The organism is Aestuariivirga sp. (assembly GCF_965227715.1).
In the GTDB taxonomy this organism is placed as follows: Bacteria; Pseudomonadota; Alphaproteobacteria; order Rhizobiales; family Aestuariivirgaceae; genus Aestuariivirga.
Genome location: NZ_OZ245771.1, coordinates 2,294,162 through 2,311,214 on the forward strand (window position 1 = coordinate 2,294,162; position 17,053 = coordinate 2,311,214).

At 62.9% G+C, this 17,053-nt stretch carries 21 protein-coding genes and 2 tRNA genes; 17 read left to right on the forward strand and 6 right to left on the reverse strand.

Annotated features, from left to right (window positions below; translation table 11 throughout):
- Positions 1–2: 2 nt before the first annotated feature.
- The 3 genes from ACO06F_RS10760 to ACO06F_RS10770 all read left to right on the forward strand — a co-directional run bounded on the left by ACO06F_RS10760 (position 3) and on the right by ACO06F_RS10770 (position 1,003).
- Complete coding sequence (locus ACO06F_RS10760; protein WP_421692758.1) at positions 3–176, forward strand: DUF1328 domain-containing protein; 174 nt, start codon at positions 3–5, stop codon at positions 174–176.
- A gap of 56 nt (positions 177–232) precedes the next feature.
- Positions 233–472, forward strand: coding sequence for a hypothetical protein (locus tag ACO06F_RS10765; RefSeq protein ID WP_421692759.1), 240 nt, complete (start codon positions 233–235; stop codon positions 470–472).
- A gap of 330 nt (positions 473–802) precedes the next feature.
- Positions 803–1,003: a hypothetical protein gene (locus tag ACO06F_RS10770; protein WP_421692760.1), complete on the forward strand. Its 201-nt coding sequence runs from the start codon at positions 803–805 to the stop codon at positions 1,001–1,003.
- A gap of 20 nt (positions 1,004–1,023) precedes the next feature.
- On the opposite strand, the gene ACO06F_RS10775 is transcribed toward ACO06F_RS10770, so the two are convergent.
- Together ACO06F_RS10775 and ACO06F_RS10780 are read right to left on the reverse strand one after the other, a co-directional pair.
- Positions 1,024–1,100, reverse strand: a tRNA-His gene (locus tag ACO06F_RS10775).
- A gap of 125 nt (positions 1,101–1,225) precedes the next feature.
- The gene (locus ACO06F_RS10780) at positions 1,226–1,678 is read right to left on the reverse strand and encodes a phasin family protein (protein WP_421692761.1); all 453 of its coding nucleotides are present in this window, start codon (positions 1,676–1,678) and stop codon (positions 1,226–1,228) included.
- 165 nt (positions 1,679–1,843) lie between these two features.
- On the opposite strand from ACO06F_RS10780, the gene ACO06F_RS10785 reads away from it, so the two are divergent.
- On the forward strand, positions 1,844–4,375 hold the full coding sequence (locus ACO06F_RS10785) for a PAS domain-containing sensor histidine kinase (protein WP_421692762.1): 2,532 nt from the start codon (positions 1,844–1,846) through the stop codon (positions 4,373–4,375).
- A gap of 12 nt (positions 4,376–4,387) precedes the next feature.
- Here ACO06F_RS10785 and ACO06F_RS10790 read toward each other — a convergent pair whose 3' ends face one another.
- Positions 4,388–6,328: an acetoacetate--CoA ligase gene (locus ACO06F_RS10790; RefSeq protein ID WP_421692763.1), complete on the reverse strand. Its 1,941-nt coding sequence runs from the start codon at positions 6,326–6,328 to the stop codon at positions 4,388–4,390.
- A 97-nt stretch (positions 6,329–6,425) separates the two neighbouring features.
- Here ACO06F_RS10790 and ACO06F_RS10795 point away from each other — a divergent pair, with 97 nt between their 5' ends.
- The 3 genes from ACO06F_RS10795 to ACO06F_RS10805 are packed head-to-tail and all read left to right on the forward strand — an operon-like array spanning position 6,426 to position 9,215.
- Positions 6,426–8,192 carry an AsmA family protein gene (locus tag ACO06F_RS10795; RefSeq protein WP_421692764.1) on the forward strand — a complete coding sequence of 589 codons (1,767 nt, stop codon included), beginning with the start codon at positions 6,426–6,428 and terminating at the stop codon, positions 8,190–8,192.
- Between the two features lie 31 nt (positions 8,193–8,223).
- Entirely contained in the window at positions 8,224–8,676 is a 453-nt protein-coding gene (locus ACO06F_RS10800) for a molybdenum cofactor biosynthesis protein MoaE (RefSeq protein ID WP_421692765.1), read from the forward strand.
- A gap of 2 nt (positions 8,677–8,678) precedes the next feature.
- A complete protein-coding gene (locus ACO06F_RS10805) occupies positions 8,679–9,215 on the forward strand; it encodes a thermonuclease family protein (RefSeq protein ID WP_421692766.1) in 537 nt (178 codons plus the stop codon).
- Here ACO06F_RS10805 and ACO06F_RS10810 read toward each other — a convergent pair.
- Together ACO06F_RS10810 and ACO06F_RS10815 are read right to left on the reverse strand one after the other, a co-directional pair.
- Complete coding sequence (locus tag ACO06F_RS10810; RefSeq protein WP_421692767.1) at positions 9,195–10,142, reverse strand: NAD(P)/FAD-dependent oxidoreductase; 948 nt, start codon at positions 10,140–10,142, stop codon at positions 9,195–9,197. The genes ACO06F_RS10805 and ACO06F_RS10810 overlap by 21 nt on opposite strands.
- Positions 10,143–10,156: 14 nt before the next feature.
- The gene (locus tag ACO06F_RS10815; RefSeq protein ID WP_421692768.1) at positions 10,157–10,465 is read right to left on the reverse strand and encodes a hypothetical protein; all 309 of its coding nucleotides are present in this window, start codon (positions 10,463–10,465) and stop codon (positions 10,157–10,159) included.
- Between the two features lie 45 nt (positions 10,466–10,510).
- Here ACO06F_RS10815 and ACO06F_RS10820 point away from each other — a divergent pair, with 45 nt between their 5' ends.
- The 4 genes from ACO06F_RS10820 to ACO06F_RS10835 all read left to right on the forward strand — a co-directional run bounded on the left by ACO06F_RS10820 (position 10,511) and on the right by ACO06F_RS10835 (position 13,193).
- Positions 10,511–11,086 carry a DNA-3-methyladenine glycosylase gene (locus ACO06F_RS10820; RefSeq protein ID WP_421692769.1) on the forward strand — a complete coding sequence of 192 codons (576 nt, stop codon included), beginning with the start codon at positions 10,511–10,513 and terminating at the stop codon, positions 11,084–11,086.
- Between the two features lie 138 nt (positions 11,087–11,224).
- Entirely contained in the window at positions 11,225–12,223 is a 999-nt protein-coding gene (locus ACO06F_RS10825; protein WP_421692770.1) for a L,D-transpeptidase family protein, read from the forward strand.
- Entirely contained in the window at positions 12,223–12,630 is a 408-nt protein-coding gene (locus tag ACO06F_RS10830) for a hypothetical protein (protein WP_421692771.1), read from the forward strand. Before ACO06F_RS10825 ends, ACO06F_RS10830 begins: the two co-directional genes overlap by 1 nt.
- A gap of 20 nt (positions 12,631–12,650) precedes the next feature.
- Complete coding sequence (locus ACO06F_RS10835) at positions 12,651–13,193, forward strand: hypothetical protein (RefSeq protein ID WP_421692772.1); 543 nt, start codon at positions 12,651–12,653, stop codon at positions 13,191–13,193.
- An 85-nt stretch (positions 13,194–13,278) separates the two neighbouring features.
- On the opposite strand, the gene ACO06F_RS10840 is transcribed toward ACO06F_RS10835, so the two are convergent.
- A tRNA-Thr gene (locus tag ACO06F_RS10840) sits at positions 13,279–13,353 on the reverse strand.
- A gap of 94 nt (positions 13,354–13,447) precedes the next feature.
- On the opposite strand from ACO06F_RS10840, the gene ACO06F_RS10845 reads away from it, so the two are divergent.
- From ACO06F_RS10845 to ACO06F_RS10870, 6 genes are all read left to right on the forward strand, one after another.
- Positions 13,448–13,603, forward strand: a complete 156-nt coding sequence (locus tag ACO06F_RS10845) for a hypothetical protein (protein WP_421692773.1) — start codon at positions 13,448–13,450, stop codon at positions 13,601–13,603.
- A 95-nt stretch (positions 13,604–13,698) separates the two neighbouring features.
- Positions 13,699–14,988, forward strand: a complete 1,290-nt coding sequence (gene murA / locus ACO06F_RS10850) for a UDP-N-acetylglucosamine 1-carboxyvinyltransferase (protein WP_421692774.1) — start codon at positions 13,699–13,701, stop codon at positions 14,986–14,988.
- 8 nt (positions 14,989–14,996) lie between these two features.
- Positions 14,997–15,428: a DUF2948 family protein gene (locus ACO06F_RS10855; protein ID WP_421692775.1), complete on the forward strand. Its 432-nt coding sequence runs from the start codon at positions 14,997–14,999 to the stop codon at positions 15,426–15,428.
- A 33-nt stretch (positions 15,429–15,461) separates the two neighbouring features.
- Positions 15,462–15,941 (forward strand): UPF0262 family protein, encoded by a 480-nt coding sequence (locus ACO06F_RS10860; protein ID WP_421692776.1) that lies wholly within the window; start codon positions 15,462–15,464, stop codon positions 15,939–15,941.
- A gap of 9 nt (positions 15,942–15,950) precedes the next feature.
- A complete protein-coding gene (locus ACO06F_RS10865; RefSeq protein ID WP_421692777.1) occupies positions 15,951–16,397 on the forward strand; it encodes a low molecular weight phosphatase family protein in 447 nt (148 codons plus the stop codon).
- Between the two features lie 184 nt (positions 16,398–16,581).
- Complete coding sequence (locus ACO06F_RS10870; protein ID WP_421692778.1) at positions 16,582–17,043, forward strand: hypothetical protein; 462 nt, start codon at positions 16,582–16,584, stop codon at positions 17,041–17,043.
- The last annotated feature ends 10 nt before the right edge of the window (positions 17,044–17,053 follow it).

Sequence of the window (17,053 nt, forward strand, 5' to 3'; positions counted from 1 at the left end):
CCGTGCTGAAGTGGGCGCTCATTTTTCTCGTCATTTCCATCATCGCCGGCGTTTTCGGCTTCACGGGCATCGCGTCCGGGGCAGCGCAGATCGCTAAGATATTGTTCTTCATCGCAATTGCGATCTTCATCATCTTCCTGGTCATGGGACTACTCGCAGGCCAGGTGATCTTCTGACCGGCAGAACTATTCGCCCGCACCGCAGTTAGTCCCCTGCTTCCAGGAGGGGACAGATGCGGCGGATCCGATACTGCTACAAGCGAAACCGTGGGATGTGGGGTTTGGCCTTCCCCCACGAATGGCGAATTGAAATCGATCCTGCATTGGACGACAAAACGCTCCTGGATATTGCCATTCACGAAGCCGCCCATGTGGTCATTCCGGAACTTGAGGAAGCGCAGGTCGACAGGCTGGGGCGCCAGGCCGCCGATCTTCTATGGCGCATGGGCTTCCGCCGCGCCGGTGAAGAATAACAGGAACTTTCAAGTCTCTGGAGCCGTTCGAACCCCGTCCGCCACAGGAGATATGCCGATGGCCAGGAAACTTCGCTACCAGGACATTCGAAAGTCATGGCCCCCGAGGGAGCCGCAGGATCACTGGGTTTTCGAACCTTTCGACGCGGTGTTGCTTACGCTCGCAATCGGCGCTGTGCTGCTTTTGCAGGGGGTGTCTCTACCAGCTTTGATTTAGGGTTGAAGTAGTTCATCAACAGGAAGTTGCGTTCTTGCCTCAACCAGTCTAATTTTCCCAGAATCGATTGATCACGCCTGCTCAGCAAGCGCGAAGGGCCAAAGGGGGGTTGTTTGACGGTTAGTGCAGATCTTGAGATCGAAACCGCAGTCAGCGAACTTCATGATGCCTTTGCGCGCGTGCGTGCGCAGATCCATGTCCTCAAGCTTGCCATGCCCCGCGTCGAAGACGAACGGGATATCCGTTCGCTGATCTCATCACTGAATGCGATGTCCGACGAACTGACCCAGGCCGAGGGCCTGCTCAAACACTGATCTTGCGGTATTGCCGAAGGTGGTACCGCCTGCCCGGCTCGAACGGGCGACCCCTAGATCCACAATCTAGTGCTCTAACCAACTGAGCTAAGGCGGCATTCACATGGGCGAAGTGCAGCCAATGGCCAAGCGCCCGGCCGCGTTCCTAGCCCCAGTCGTGCTGGAATTCAAGACAACAAAAAGGCCCGCATCAAGATGAGCGGGCCTTTGGTGTATCGTCGATTAGGCCGCGAGCGGCTTTGACAGGCTGGAGAACGTCTTGGTCACGGACTCCTGAACCGGCTTCAGCGCATCCTTGGCGAGGGCCACGGAAAGCTCAGACAGTTCGGCAACCTGGCGCTGCATCGTCTCGGCCTGGTCCTTGAGGAAGGACTGCTGGAGCGTCACCGCCTCGGAAGGATCGCGCACGGCGAAGAACTTGCGGGCAAAGGCAAAACCGGAGTTGATGTTCAGCTGCACGAATTCCATCGACTTCAGCTGAATGTCGGTCACGCGGTTCTTATAGGCGTTAGCAGCAGCGTCCATGAGCTGGACATTGCCATGGGCCACTTCGCTGACCTTTTCGAAGGCGGCCTGCGCCTGATCAACGGACTTCAGGGCGAAGCTTGCAACCTGCTCGGCAGCCTGGTTGGCGGTTTCAGTATTCATTTCGGGCTTGGCCTTCTTGGTCGACATTGGGGTTTCTCCTGTTGGAGGGCTCTGCTCGCCCTGCCTGATGCCCATTATATAGGCGCATTTATTGTGCAGTGCAACATAATTATTGCACTGCCCCAAGGCGCTGACTTGATTTATTTTCTGGTTAAGCCATCGTAAAGATGGCGCCACTGGGAGGTTGAAGCCTTGGCTGACGTTGGGACACCGACGCTGGAAGACCTGCGAAACGTGCCGGAGGCTGCATGGCTCTGGGATGGCGCGCGGGCGCGCGTGGTGTGGGCCAACCCGGCCGGTGTCGCCTATTTCGGCGGCGCATCCCTGTTCGATCTGGTCGATCGCCCCTTCGATTTTCAGGAACCAGGCGTCGAGCAGGTCATGAACCTTTCCCGCAGCCTCAGGCGGGGGCAGGTTGAAACCACACTGCTGCATTTTCCCTCGTCCGGCGCGGATGCTCCGCTGGCCTGCCGCTGCATGATCCATGCTCTGGCGGACGGGCGGCCCGGCGTCCTTGTGGTGGCGCGCCATTCCGCCGCCGATGAAGAGGGCCAGGCCACGGAGGATATCGCCGCCGCCTTCGACCTTCTGCCGACGGCTGCCCTGCTCACCGGCCGCGGGGGCGGCTTCCGCCATCTCAATGCGGCAGCCCTGCTGCTTCTGGGGGCGGGCCAGAGGGCCAATCTCGCCGGGCTTCTGGGCAGTGCCCAATCGGCCGAGGAACTGCTCTCGCGCATTGAGGCCGCAGGAACCGTGGTGCTGCACAAGCCACTTGCCGTGAGGCTCGGCACACGCGACATCCGCATCACGGCGAAGCGCCTGAACCGCACCGGAGATGAAGCTTCCTTCGCCCTTCTGCTGCTTGACGATGTGACCGAGCGCCGGGCCCTTGAACTGAAGCTCTCAGCTTCCGGGCCCGTTTCTGATCCGGCCGAGGTGCTGCCACCTGAGAAGGCTGCACCGCGGCCGGCCAGCGCCCTTTCGGATGCCGATGCTGCGGCCTTCGCCAAGCTGGGTCAGGCCGTTGAAGACGGCATTCGCCAGATCAAGCCGCCGCCCGCGGCTGAAGCTCCGGCAGCTGAAGCCCCGGCCCCCGCGCCACCCCCGCCGCGCCGCAAGCTGCAGCGCATTCCTGACCAGGTGCGCCTGCCGCTCGAGAACCGCAGTGACGCCGTGCTGGTGGCGAAGGACGGGCAGCTGCTCTTTGCCAACCCGGCCGCGGCCCGCCTGTTCGGGCATGAAACGGGTGAGGACGTCATCAACGACAGTGCCTTGTCCGCACGTTTCGGCCAGCTTGGGCAATCCCTGCCGCAGGCGGACATCGCCACCGGTGACGGACGCAAGGTCGAAGCCAGCGTGCAGATGACGGTGATCCCGTGGCTGGGCGGACCCGCGCGGCAATTTCTGGTGCACAAGGCGGACGCCACGAAGCCGGACCGCGCCGACCTGCGCCTTGCCCCTGCCCATGCGATTGAGGCGAAGGCCGAGGCCCTCCCCGATGCACCACCCCCGGCGCCTGTGCCGGATGTTGAGAAAGAGGCCAAGGCCCCGGATCAGCGGCCGAGCGCGGATGTGATCCAGCTTCCCCTTCGCCCGCAATCCCCGGAAGCCGACCAGGAGCTGCGCGCCATTCTGGACACGGCGGCAGATGGCATCATCACGCTCGATCCCGATGCGCGCATCCACACGTTCAGCGCAGGGGCGGAGGCGATCTTCGGCTATCGCATCGCCGAGGTGGCGGGAAAGCCATTCTTCGATCTCCTCTCGCCTGACAGCCGCAAGATGGTGCGGGATTATATTTCAGCACTGCAGGGCCCCGGCCTTGCCGCCGTGTTCAATGACGGGCGCGAAGTGACGGCCCTGGTCCGCCAAGGCGGCACGGTTCCCCTGTTCCTCACCATCGGCAAGCTGCAGGCACCGCGCTCGCAGGCGGCCTTCTGCGCCGTTGTGCGGGACATCACCCAGTGGAAGAAGACCGAAGCGGAACTGCGCGAGGCCAAGGATAGGGCGGAGGCCACGAGCCGCCAGAAATCCGAGTTCCTCGCCAGCGTCAGCCATGAGCTGCGAACGCCGCTCAACGCCATCATGGGTTTTTCCGAAGTGATGCGGCTCGGCCGCTTCGGCGACATCGGCAATGAGCGCTATCGCGGCTATGTGCAGGACATTCACGCCAGTGGGTCGCATCTCCTGTCCCTCATCAATGACCTGCTCGATCTTTCCAAGGTCGAGGCCGGAAAAATCGAGCTGAACTTCACCTCCGTGTCACTCAGCGATGTGGCGGATTATGTGCTGAAGCTTCTGCAGGAGCAGGCGACGGCGGCACGCGTAGTGCTCAGGAAGTCCATGCCTGCTGATCTTCCCAATGTGGTGGCGGACCTCCGCTCCATGCGGCAGGCATTGCTGAACCTCGTGTCGAATGCGATCAAATTCACCGATGCCGGTGGACAGGTGGTGATCTCCGCCCAGCTGATGGCCTCCGGCGAGTTGAAGTTCAAGGTGAAGGACACCGGCATCGGCATGGATGAGGAGCAGCTGCGCGGCGCCCTCGAACCCTTTGGCCGCATTGCCACCGAAGGCCGCGACGCGCCGGGAACAGGGCTTGGCCTTCCCCTCACCAAAGCTCTGGTCGAAGCCAACCGCGCGCGCCTCAGCCTCTCAAGCGAGCCGCGCCGGGGCACACTCGCCGAGATCACCTTCCCGACGACGCGCGTTCTCGCCGAATAGGGCAAGCCACCGTCAGGTGGCGAGTTCGGCGAGCCCTGCGAAGAGGTCAAGCGCTTCCGGGTTGGCGAGGGCTTCTTTGTTCTTGACGGTGCGCCCATGCACCACGTCCCGCACGGCGAGCTCGGTGATCTTGCCGGATTTCGTGCGCGGGATATCGGCGACTGCCACGATCTTTGCCGGCACGTGGCGGGGCGATGCGCCATCGCGGATTTTCTTCCTGATCGTCGCCACAAGAGCCTCGTCAAGTATCGCATCTGCGCGCAGTCTCACGAACAGCACCACGCGCACGTCGTGGTCCCAGTCCTGGCCGATGGCCAGTGCCTCGATTACCTCCGGCACCTGCTCCACCTGGGCATAGATCTCGGCCGTGCCGATCCGCACGCCGCCCGGGTTCAGTGTGGCATCGGACCTTCCATGGATGATCATGCCGCCATGGGGCGTGATCTCCGCGAAATCGCCATGGCACCATATGCCGGGAAAGCGGGCGAAATAGGCATTGTGATATTTGGAGCCGTCGGGATCGTTCCAGAACATCACCGGCATGGACGGGAACGGCCTGACGCAGACGAGCTCGCCCTTTTCTCCGCGCAATGGTTTGCCGCCATCGTCATAGACATCCATGGCCATGCCCAGCATCGGCCCCTGGATTTCGCCACGCCAGACGGGAGACAGTGGATTGCCGCCGACGAAGCAGCCGCAAATATCCGTGCCGCCCGAAATGGATGCAAGCTGCATGTCCGGCTTGATGTCCGCGTAGACGAAGTCGAAACTCTCCGCACTCAAGGGCGAACCCGTGGAGAGCATGGCGCGCAGGGAGGACAGGCGGTGGGAGTCCTTCGGGATGAGGCCGCTTTTCTTCACCGCGTCGATGTATTTGGCGGATGTGCCGAAAATGGTCATCCCCTCATCATCGGCATAATCGAACAGCGCGCGTTCGGAGGGGTGGAAGGGGGAGCCGTCATAAAGCAGCAGGGTTGCGCCGGCACTCAGGCCCGAGACCAGCCAGTTCCACATCATCCAGCCACAGGTGGAGAAGTAGAACAGCTTGTCCGTTGGCTTGGTATCCGTGTTCAGCACATGCTCGGACAGGTGCTTCAGCAGGATGCCGCCCGCCGAATGCACGATGCATTTGGGAATGCCCGTCGTGCCGGAGGAATAGAGGATGTAGAGCGGGTGATCCATCGGCAGCTGCGCATAGGCAACCGGGGCATCGCTGTGATCGGCCACGAAGGCGTTGAGCGTCCTGCCGTTCGGCAAGAGCTCAGCCACCGCCTCCGCCTCTCCGATATAGTCGATCACGAGGGCCTGGGTGACGCTTGGCAATTCCTTCAGCACATTGCTGACCTTCTCGCCCATGCGGATGGTTTTGCCGGCATAGTAATAGCCGTCGCAGGTGATGAGGATCTTGGGCACGATCTGGCCGAAACGGTCCAAAATGCCGCGCTCACCGAAATCGGGCGAGCATGATGACCAGATGGCACCGAGCGATGACGCCGCCAGGAAACTGACGATCGCTTCCGGCATATTGGGAACGATGGCGCAGATCCGGTCCCCCTCTTCTACCCCTGCCGAAGCAAGCGCACGGTGAAGCTTTGCCACCGCCTGGTTGAGCTCAGCCCAGCTCATGCGCCGCCGCACCTTGTCTTCGCCGCGGAACACCAGCGCATCAGTGTCATCCGACTTTCGCAACATGTTCTCGGCATAGTTCAGCCGGGCGCCGGGGAAGAACTTCGCACCCGGCATCTTGGCGCCATCCACCAGCACGCTCTCCCCCCGGGCTTCGGCCTTGATGGCGCAGAATTCCCACAGCGCGCTCCAGAAGGCCTCGGGCTTGTCCACGGAGAAGGCCAGCACCTCGTCAAAGCTCCGGAAACCGAAGGGCGCCATGAAACGGCTCAGGTTCGACGCGGCCATCCGCTCTGGCGCGGGGGTCCACAAAGGGCGTTCGGTCATGTAAGGCACTCCGGACAAAGGGCAGAGGAGGGGTCTAGCCATGTCACAGAAGGGCCGCAAGTCCCGCCCAAAAGCGGCGCGATTTCTGGAGTTTCCGATGCTTGACCGACGACTGGTTGCGGGCGGGGCTGCGATTGCCCTGGTGGCCGTGGCAATGGTGGCTTTCGTCCTTCTCTCGCCGCGCTGGGCGCCCGGTACCCTGAATCAGATCACACAACAGCAGCTTGGCCGCAGTTTCGTGGCCACGGGCGGCGCCACGCTCGATTTCTCTCCGCTTTCGATCCGCATCGCGGGGCCAAGCCTTTCCGGCGCAGATGCACGCAATGACAGTTTCGTCAGCGGGGGCCAGTTGGTGATCCCGGTGTCCTTCAGCCAGCTCATCAGCCGCAAGCCTTCGCTTTCATTCTTCCAGCTGACGGATTCTGACATATCACTCTTCATCGACGAGCGGGGCCAGGCGAGCTGGGATTTCCCCGGCCTCAAGAGCTTTGCGCCCCTGCAGATCAGCCTGGAGCAGGTCCGCTTCCGCTATTTCGATGCCCGCAACAATCAGAGCCTCACCCTGTCGAATGTCGATGGCCTGCTCGAGGTGCGGGAAGATGGCGGTGCCTCCTTCAAGGGATCGGCCGTGGTCAATTCCCGCGTGCTGCGGATCGACGCCGATCTCAAGTCACTCGTCCGGATTGACGGGGACGGATCTCCACTTGAACTGGCGCTCGCCGGAGATGCGGGCACGGCGAGCTTCAGCGGCCGGCTGTCGACCGCCAAGGTCTTGAGCCTGACCGGGCCGGTCAGCCTGTCCAGCACAGTTCCCGTCGATGGTTTGCGGCTTCTGGGCCTGCCGCTGCCGGATGGCCTTGCGGTAGCGGGGCCGCTGACCCTTGATGGCGCGCTCGACAGCGCGGGCCGGGCCTTTGCCATCCGCGATGCATCCCTGACCATGGGCGGCTTCCGTGCCAGTGGCGACGTGGTGGCCGATCTTCGGGGGGACCAGCCGAAGCTTCAGGCCAATCTCAACGCAGACACCATCTGGCTCGATCCCTTCATTCCGGCGGCGGGTGCAACTGGCGATGACTGGGGCCGCACGCCCCTGCCCTTCGCGCTGCTCAAGACCTTCGATGCGGACGTCAACATCGATGCCCGCGACCTGCGATATCAAGGCTTCAGCGCCGCTGCATCCCGAATGAAGGTGACGCTTGCGGCCGGAAAGCTCGAGGTCTCCAGCGCATCCCGCCTCACCAGTGGCGGCACGGTGAGCGTCCTCGTCAAGGCGGATGCCAGCACTTTGCCACCAAGCGTCTCGCTCAACGTGACGGCGCAGCAAGCCGAGGCCCAGACGCTCCTCACGGCGCTGGCCGGTATCAGCCATGTGACGGGAACAGGTTCCTTCTCCGCTGATCTTGCCGCCCAGGGCCAGACGCAGGAGGAACTGGCAGGAACCCTCAAGGGCACCGCAAGCGTGGCGCTGACGGGTGGCCAGATCACGGGCACCGATCTTTCTGCGCTGTTTGCCGCCACCCGCCAGAAAATTCTGGATGGCTGGCAGGCCGCCCCCGGGGTCACACCTTTCAACAATCTGGGTGGCGAGGCGGGTATTGCCGACGGGATCGTCAGCTTCCGGAATTTCAAGATCGATACGCCCGTCGCGAGCTTCACGGCAGAAGGCCTCATCGACATTCTCCGCCGCGGGGTTGAGTTTCACGCCTCGGGAACGGCAGGGGCACAGCCGATCCTGCCGGTGCCGGTGATCGTCAAAGGCCCGTGGGGCGCCCCTCGTATCTATCCCGATGTGCCCAATATCCTCACCAATCCTGAAGGGGGCTTTGCCCGCCTGCAGGAGGTGCCCGCCGTCGAAGGCAATTGAAGAAGCACTTCAGGACGGGCAATCTGGTGTCATGATCCGGGTTCAGCAGCACGCATTCGACGCCGGCGATGAGCTTCGCGCCCTCAAAGAGGGCCAAAGCCACATTGGCGGCACGGTGATGTTCCTGGGGACCGTGCGGGACATGTCCGGCGGGCAGGACGTCAAGGCCATGACGCTCGAACATTATCCCGGCATGACCGAGAAAGCCCTGGAGGAGATCGAGGCCGAAGCCAAGCGGCGCTGGCCGCTGGACGCCTCGCTCATCATCCACCGCTACGGGCGGCTGGAACCCGGCGAGGACATCGTGCTGGTCATCACCGCATCCGCCCACCGCGAGGCAGCCTTCGCGGCCTGCCATTTCCTGATCGACTGGCTGAAGACCAAAGCGCCCTTCTGGAAGCTCGAGGAGGGTGACGATGGTGCAAGCTGGGTCGCCGCCAAAGAGAGCGACGACGACGCCGCACAGCGCTGGGAAAAGGGCTGAGATTGCGGCTCCTGACCCGCAGCGGCTGGCGCGCGCTCGGCCTGCTCGCCATATTGCTTATCCTCCTGGCCGCCGCACAGAAGCTCGGCCTCAATGCGCCAGAGGACATCCGTGCGGTGGCGGTCGACGGCGATTCGCTGCGCGTCAGCAATCAGGATTACCGGCTTCACGCCATTGACGCCCCGGAGCTTCACCAGAACTGCAGCAGGGCCGATGGCAGCAGCTACCCCTGCGGGCGGGAGGCGCAAAAGGCGCTCCGCGCCATGGTGCAGAACCGGACGCTGACTTGCCGCACTCTGGATGAGGACCGTTATGGCCGCCTCGTTGCCGAATGCACGGTAAATGGCGTCAGCATCAATGACGAGATGGTGCGGGCGGGCTGGGCCGTCGCCTATCGCCGCCACGGGCGTGACCATGTGGCAGCCGAAGCCGAGGCACGGACCGCCAAGCGCGGCATCTGGCAAGGGCGCTTCGAGATGCCCGAGAACTGGCGCAATGCCAACCGCTCTTCCTTGCGCTCAGGCGCGGGTGAAGACTGAGGGCCGTTGGTCCGCCCGCGTCCGGCGCAAGGGCCTCTCTTGGCAGATCGCGTTGCGCATCGCCGTGGCGGCCACGGCCGCGTGGCCCATGGCATTGGAAATCTGGTCGAGCCCCTTCACCACATCGCCCGCGGCATAGAGACCTTCCACCGAGGACATCTGGTGCCGGTCGACGAGCACGGCGCCGTCTTCGGCCGTTCTTGCCCCCGCAGCCTTCGCAAGCTCGGAATGATTGATGGTGCCAAGCGCCGGGTACACCGTATCGAAGGCGAGCTTCCGCCCCGCAACAGTCAGCACCATCCCGCTCTCGCCCGGCTGCAGTGCCGTCACGGGCCCATTGATGCAGGAGATCTGCCACTGCTGAAGCTGCTGCTTCTCTGCGGCCGACCAGGAATGTGCTCCATCCGGTGCGATCAGCGTGACGCTGGCGGAATAGCTCCTGAGGAATTCGGCCTCCGCCAGGGCATGACCGCCCGTGCCGAGAATGGCTATGTGCTGGTCGGTCACTTCATAGCCATCGCAAATGGGGCAATAGCGCAGAAGGCCGCGGCGCAGGGCGTCGTCATGGGCCGCATCAGGCATGGTGGGACGGCGATTGGTCACGCCGGTGGCCAGCAGCACCTTGGACGCGGTGTAGCGTTCGATGCCCGCGCTCAGGGTGAAGCCGCCGTCTTCTGGTTCCAGCCAATCCGCCCGGTGCCGCAGAACGGTGGCACCATGGTGCTGCGCCTGTGCCCGCATGCGGCGCAGAAGCTCCACCCCGGAAATGCCTTCGGGGTAGCCCGCATGATTGTGGGTCATGGGAATGAGCCCTGCCCGGCTGCGGCCATGGTCGAAGACGGCGACGGAGAGGTGGAAGCGTGCAAGATAGATCGCAGCCGTCAACCCTGCCGGACCTCCTCCAACCACGATGCAATCATAGTCCATGGGTGAAACGAAGCTCAGCGCTGGTCGTTGTAGGGTTCCTTGGTGAGCCCCACCTGCTTTGCCAGATCGCTGAAGCTTGCGGCCGCGCAATCCTCATCGCCATTGGCCAGCAGCAACAGGCGAATGGGAAAGCAGATGGCATCACGATTGGAGAGGCTCATATCCTGATCCTGGAAGCGATCATCAGAGGTGATGCGGGCTTCGGCACGGCGCAGCGCCACGTCGATTTCATGAGGAGTGAGGAGACCCTTCTCGACGAGCAGGCGGTTAACTGCGGCACAGGCCATGAGCAGGCCTTCGAGCTGGAGATTGGCTTGGTTCATGGGCATCCTGCGATCTGAAATGACGACGGGTAACGGGAGGGGGCCTTGAGGGTTCCAGAGGCAGTTACGGAAAGGCTGGACGCTCAATTCTTCGCGCGTGACGCGCGCGTGGTGGCCGCCGCGTTGATCGGCCTCGAACTCCGCTGCGGGGATGCGGGCGGCATCATCGTGGAGACGGAAGCCTATCTGGCCGATGACCCCGCCTCTCACAGCTTCAAGGGGCAGACGGCCCGCAACGCCAGCATGTTCGGCGCCCCCGGCACGAGCTATGTCTATCTGATCTATGGCATGCACTGGTGCCTCAATGCCGTGTGCCTGCCGGGCTCTGCCGTACTGATCCGGGCTCTTGAGCCGACGCGCGGCATCGACATCATGTCGGCACGCCGGGGCACGGATAAGCTGCACCAATTATGTGCCGGACCCGGGCGCCTCGCACAGGCACTCGGGATCACCCGCGCGCAAGACGGGAAATCGCTGCTCCGCCCTCCCTTCTCGATTCTGGCGGGAGCGGGGGCCGTCACCCTTCTTACTGGGCGCCGCATTGGCATCAGCCGCGCTGCGGAGGCGCCCTGGCGCTTCGGGCTAGCAGGATCCCCCTATCTCAGCCGCCGCTTTGACTGATGTAATCTAAGGTTGAATTGCTCCTGACCAGCGACAACCAATAACAACTCTCCACGCGTATTGCCTGCAGGAAAGATGATCATGTATCATCAGGATTGCCGAACCGATGCGGAGTTCCTGAGTTGAAGATTACAGGCCATGACGTCTCTGGATAGACTGCTCAACCGTCGCTTGGTTCTCAAGGTGACGGCAGCCGGCTTCGCTGCGGTACCGGTGTGGTCACTGAACGCTGCGGCGCAACTCACCAACAAGCTTGCCTATCAACTTCAGAACGGCGAGTTCAACTGGTTCCCCGAACGGTCGCCGGCTGGCCCCCTTCTCATCATTGTTTCGATTCCGGATCAGCTGCTGCATGTCTACCGCAACGGTATTCGGGTCGCGGCCTCGACCTGCTCCACCGGCAAGACCGGACACAGGACGCCCACCGGCGTCTTCAAGATACTGGAGAAGGACAAGCACCACCATTCCTCGACCTATAACAATGCTCCCATGCCCAACATGAACCGGCTGACATGGAGCGGCATTGCGCTGCATGCGGGTAATCTGCCGGGCTATCCCGCCTCCCACGGCTGCGTGCGGCTGCCGATGCAGTTTTCGGAGCTGCTCTTTGGCATCACCCGCAAGGGGATGACCGTGGTGATCGCCGATGAACACTCGCAGCCATCCGCCGTTACCCACCCGGGCATGGTGCTGGGCGACTATGCAAAGCGCGAATTCGCCGCCGTGGATGCAGCGCTGATGAAGGCTCAGTACAGCGAAGGCCACACCGTAAAATCGCCCGTCACCAGCGTCGTGGTCAGCAGCAAGGACCACAGCGTGACGGTGCTTGAAGACGACAAGATCGTGGCTGCCGGCAAGGTCACCATCTCAGAGGGCGCGAAGCCTTTGGGCGAGAACGTCTACAGCCTCAAAGGCTCCACACAGGACCAGGACAGCCTCACATGGTCCGGCGTCGGCTATGGCAAGACGGACCGTGAGGACATTACCCATGAGCTGGAGCGGGTCACGGCCGAGCCCCGGGTGAGGGAGGAAATCCGAAAGCGCATGCAGTCCGGTATGACTGTGGTGACGACGGACCAGGCCCACACGCAAGCATCCAGCGCCTCAAACTTCACCATTCTCGAAGGCGTGTACTGATGATGAGACGGATCGCTTGCCACACGTTGATGCTCGCCCTGCTCCTGGCGCTGCCTCAGGCCGCCCTTGCGGACGACAGGAATGAAACGGTGAAATTCGCGGCCGGAGAGTCATCGGCCACGCGCAGCGCCACGATCAAGGGTTATGACGGCATCAACTATCAGCTGGATGCGCGGGCGGGGCAGGTGATGCAGGTGCTGTTCACCCCGTCAAACCGCTCCTGTTATTTCAACATCTTCGCCCCGGGAGATGACACCGCCGTTTTCAACGGGTCGATCACCGGCAATGAATTTGGCCTCAATCTGGTGACGTCCGGCACCTATACGTTTCAAGTCTATCTCATGCGCAATGCCGCACGGCGGAGCGAGACCTGCAAGTTCTCGATCTCCTTCGAAATCACCGGTTGAGCCACACCAGGAGTAACATCATGAAATATCTCGCTTTCGCCACCAGCATTGCCGTTCTGGCGCTGGCCACACCGGCGCTCGCAACCGATCCTCCGCCGAAATTCACGGCGAGCTGCCCCACAGGGATTGCGGTCAAATCCGGCGGCAAGGGCAAGGTCCGCATCAACGGCGCCAAGGCGGCGGTTAAGACCTTCAACGCCAATTCCTGGCAGGCGAGTCTCAATGGCGTGAGCATCGACATTGCCAAGAATGGCGCCGAGCTCATCGTATCCTACACGGGTAAGGGCGGTGCCAATGGCATCTGCCAGGTGACGAGCGCTCCCCTCACCGGCAGCAGCTCCGGCGATACATCCGGCGTACCCGCGAAGGACAGCGAGGCCTGCCTGGCCGCCGTCTCGCGCAAGACCAACAATCCCGACGTGAAGATCCTAGACCGCACCAGTTCGGAGGCCAACAACACAGTGGTGGTGGGGGTCGGTCCCGACAAGGCGAAATGGCGTTGCCTGGTCAAGAACGGCAGCGTGGCGGACGTGATGTCCCTCACCGATGAAGGTGCGATGTAAGGCTGGAAGGGCTGCTCAGAGCAGCGAGGGGACTTCCCTCCTCCCACAGGTCACGGGAAATGCGAAAAACAATTCGTGTGGAGAATGGTGCTGCCAGGGGGAATCGAACCCACGACCTCTCCCTTACCAAGGGAGTGCTCTACCACTGAGCTACGGCAGCTGACCGATGAGGCGGGCGGACACATGCCACAGGCGGGAGGGGAGCGCAACCCCGTCCGCTTGACGGGGGCTCCGTCTGGTCCGAAAAGCCTTGCATGGCTGAAGAAAAATCACGTTCGGACATGCGGAAGGAACGGCTTGCCAAGGCGCTGAAGGCCAATCTCATGCGCCGGAAGGAACAGGCCAGAACCCGCAAACCCCCGGCGGAGGAGCCGAAATCCCCGCCCGAGGAGGAGTGTTGCCCCAATTGAGCCATCTGTGCTTGTTAGCGGCGAAACCGGGGCAGAAAGCTGGCGGACGGGGATGATTCCCGGGCACCGCGCTGCCGAGCAGGGGAAGTGACACGATGGATCGTATCCGCATCCGCGGCGGCAGCCGCCTCAATGGCACCATTCCGATTTCGGGCGCCAAGAACGCAGCCCTGCCGCTGATGATCGTGTCGCTGCTGACGCCCGGCACGCTCACCCTTTCGAACGTGCCGCGGCTGGCGGATGTGCGGCTTCTGCAGCGCATCCTGCAGAATCACGGCATCGACATCATGGTGGCGGGAAAGCGCCCCGGCCAGAACGGCATGATGGGTGATGTCATGCAACTCTCGGCGCGGGACATTGCAGACACCACCGCACCTTATGAGCTGGTCTCCAAAATGCGGGCGAGCTTCTGGGTGCTGGGCCCGCTGCTGGCACGCTGCGGCGAGGCCAAGGTCTCGCTTCCCGGTGGCTGCGCCATCGGCACCCGCCCTGTCGACATGCATCTGATGGCGATGGAAAAGCTCGGCGCCGAAATCGCTATCGAGAATGGCTATGTGATCGCCAAGGCCCCCAAGGGCCTGAAGGGCACCCACATCGTGTTCGACAAGGTCTCTGTAGGCGCAACCCACGCCGCCCTGATGGCCTCCGTGCTGGCGCATGGAGATACGGTGATCGAGAATGCAGCCTTCGAGCCCGAGATCGGCGATGTGGCCGAATGCCTGGTCAAGATGGGCGCCAAGATCGAGGGCATTCACAGCTCCACCCTCAAGATCAAGGGCGTCACCAGCCTGACGGGCGCGGAGCACAGCGTCATCCCGGACCGGATCGAGACCGGCACCTATGCCATGTGCGTAGGCATGGCCGGTGGCGACGTGCTGCTGAAGGATGCCAACGCCAGCCACCTGGGTTCCGTGATCAACGTCATGCAGCGCGCCGGCATCGGCGTCGAGACGCTGAATGAGGGGATCCGCATTCACCGCAATGGCCAGGCGCTGGAGCCGGTGCGCGTCGATACCGAGCCCTTCCCCGGCTTTCCCACCGATTGCCAGGCACAACTGATGGCGTTGATGACCATGGCGGATGGCACGTCCATGATCCGCGAAACGATTTTCGAGAACCGCTTCATGCATGTGCAGGAGCTGGCGCGGCTCGGGGCCGACATCCACCTCCATGGCGACACCGCGGAAGTGCGCGGCGTGAAGAAGCTGACCGGCGCCCCCGTCATGGCGACGGACCTTCGCGCCTCCGTCTCACTCGTCATTGCCGGGCTTGCGGCGGAAGGCGAGACGATGATCAACCGTGTCTACCACCTCGACCGCGGCTTCGAGACGCTTGAAGAAAAGCTCCAGGCCTGCGGTGCCGACGTCACCCGCATTGCCGGTTGAGGCGGACCATGCTCCGCCTTTCCGCCCTTGATGTCGAAGATCTGGCCGTGATCTCCGCCCAGATGCAGGATGCCGTGCTGCTGGCAGGCGACATGAGCTATGCCCCGAAGCGCCGGCAGTTCGTGCTGCTGGCCAACCGCTTTGCCTGGGACGAGACAGAGACCCCGCAGCGGCGCCGCACCGGGCTTCATTTCGACCGCGTGCTCTCGGTCAAGACGCTTGGCATGGGCCATCTCGAAAAGGATGAGGTGCTGTCGCTGCTCTCCGTCACCTTCGCGGAAACGGATGCGCCTTCGGGCGAAGTGCTGCTGACCTTCTCCGATGGCGCCACGGTGCGGCTCGCCGTCGAGTGCCTGGAATGCCAGCTGGCCGATCTGGGCCCCGCCTGGGCTGCACAAGCTGTCCCCCAGCATCCGCTGGATGAGGAAGACCTCCCCTAGCTTGCGCACCCGTGCCCCGGCTATGCTCGCGCCATGACGGACAAACCCACCAATCGCCTGTGCGCTGTCGAGCTTGACGCCACCATCGGGCCGGGCCCTTCCCCCGAAGCCGAGCATGAGCGGCGCGTTGCCATCTATGATCTTGTGGAAGACAACAGCTTTTCCCTGCTGGCCCACCCGCAAGGCCCTTACCGGCTCAAACTTTCGACAGCGGACGGGCGCCTGATTTTCGACGTGCTGAACCAGGCCGAGGACCGGCTGACGCTGATCGGACTTTCGATGTCACCCTTCCGGCGCATCGTGAAGGATTACTTCATGATCTGCGAAAGCTATTACGCCGCGATTCGCACGGCGACCCCGAGCCAGATCGAAACCATCGACATGGCCAGGCGCGGCCTGCACAATGAAGGCAGCGAGTTGCTGCGGGAGCGCCTCAACGGCAAGGTGGAGATCGACTTCGATACGGCCCGCCGCCTGTTCACGCTCGTCTGCGTTCTGCACTGGCGGGGCTAGCCCAGGCAGATGGCGGGAGACCTTCCCAGCGCCGTCCTCTTCGCCTGCACGCAGAACGTCATCCGTTCGGTGATGGCGGGCGCGATCATGAAGCATTTCTATGGCCAGCGCGTCTATGTCGCCTCCTGCGGCGTGAAGCCCGGAACGCCGGACCCCTTCGTTGCCGCCGTGATGGACGAAATGGGAATCGACCTCGGCAAGCACCGGCCGCAGAGCTTCGAGGATCTGGAGGATTCGAGCTTCGATCTCGTGGTCTCGCTCTCGCCTGAGGCCCACCACCGGGCGCTGGAAATGACCCGCACCATGGCGATCGAGGCCGAATACTGGCCGACCCTCGATCCTTCCATCACCTCCGGCAGCCGCGAGCAGATCCTGGACAGCTACCGCGACGTGCGTGACCAGCTGGTGCGGCGGATCCGCCAGCGCTTCGGCTCCATGGCAGCGCGCGGCGTCTAGCGCATCGGGCGGTCCATTGAAATCCTACTCCCTCCCCGTCGTCATCCCGGCGCAGGCCGGGATCCAGCTCTTGCGTCCGCACGTGCTGCGAAAGCAGCAGGATTCCAGCCTTCGCTGGAAAGACGGTATCGAGAGGTGTGAGCTAGCGGCGGCGCAAAATCCGTCGTATCAACGGACCATGCATATGACCATGAAAGAGGCTGAGGCAAAGCTTTCGGACGCACTGACGCACGGCGGCCTGTCCGAAGCGGGCGACATTGCCTGGGCCACGGTGTGGCTCCAGGCCTGCGGCTATGATGGCCTCAAGATCCTGTCTGAGGCAATGGCCGACCCGCAGCGCAGCCTGACCCTCACGCGCGATGCCCTCGGCCTTGACCTCCAGAACATCTCCTGCGCTTTCCTGGCCCCCGCCATCATGCGGGAAGTGAAGGCCAATGGCCGCGCCTTCCTGCGCAATGTGCGCCACGGCCTCTACGTGCTGCCCTTCACGGTGCGAGACAATACCGGCATCGGCTGCCCGGTGGACCCGTCCTTCGCGGTGGGCGGCGAGCGCCACAAGAACCCTTATGGCGAAAAGCTGGCACTCGCCGAAGCCGATGGCATTGAGCTCGATGATGGGCTGTGGGCGAAACTGACAACAGCATGAAGACCGTACC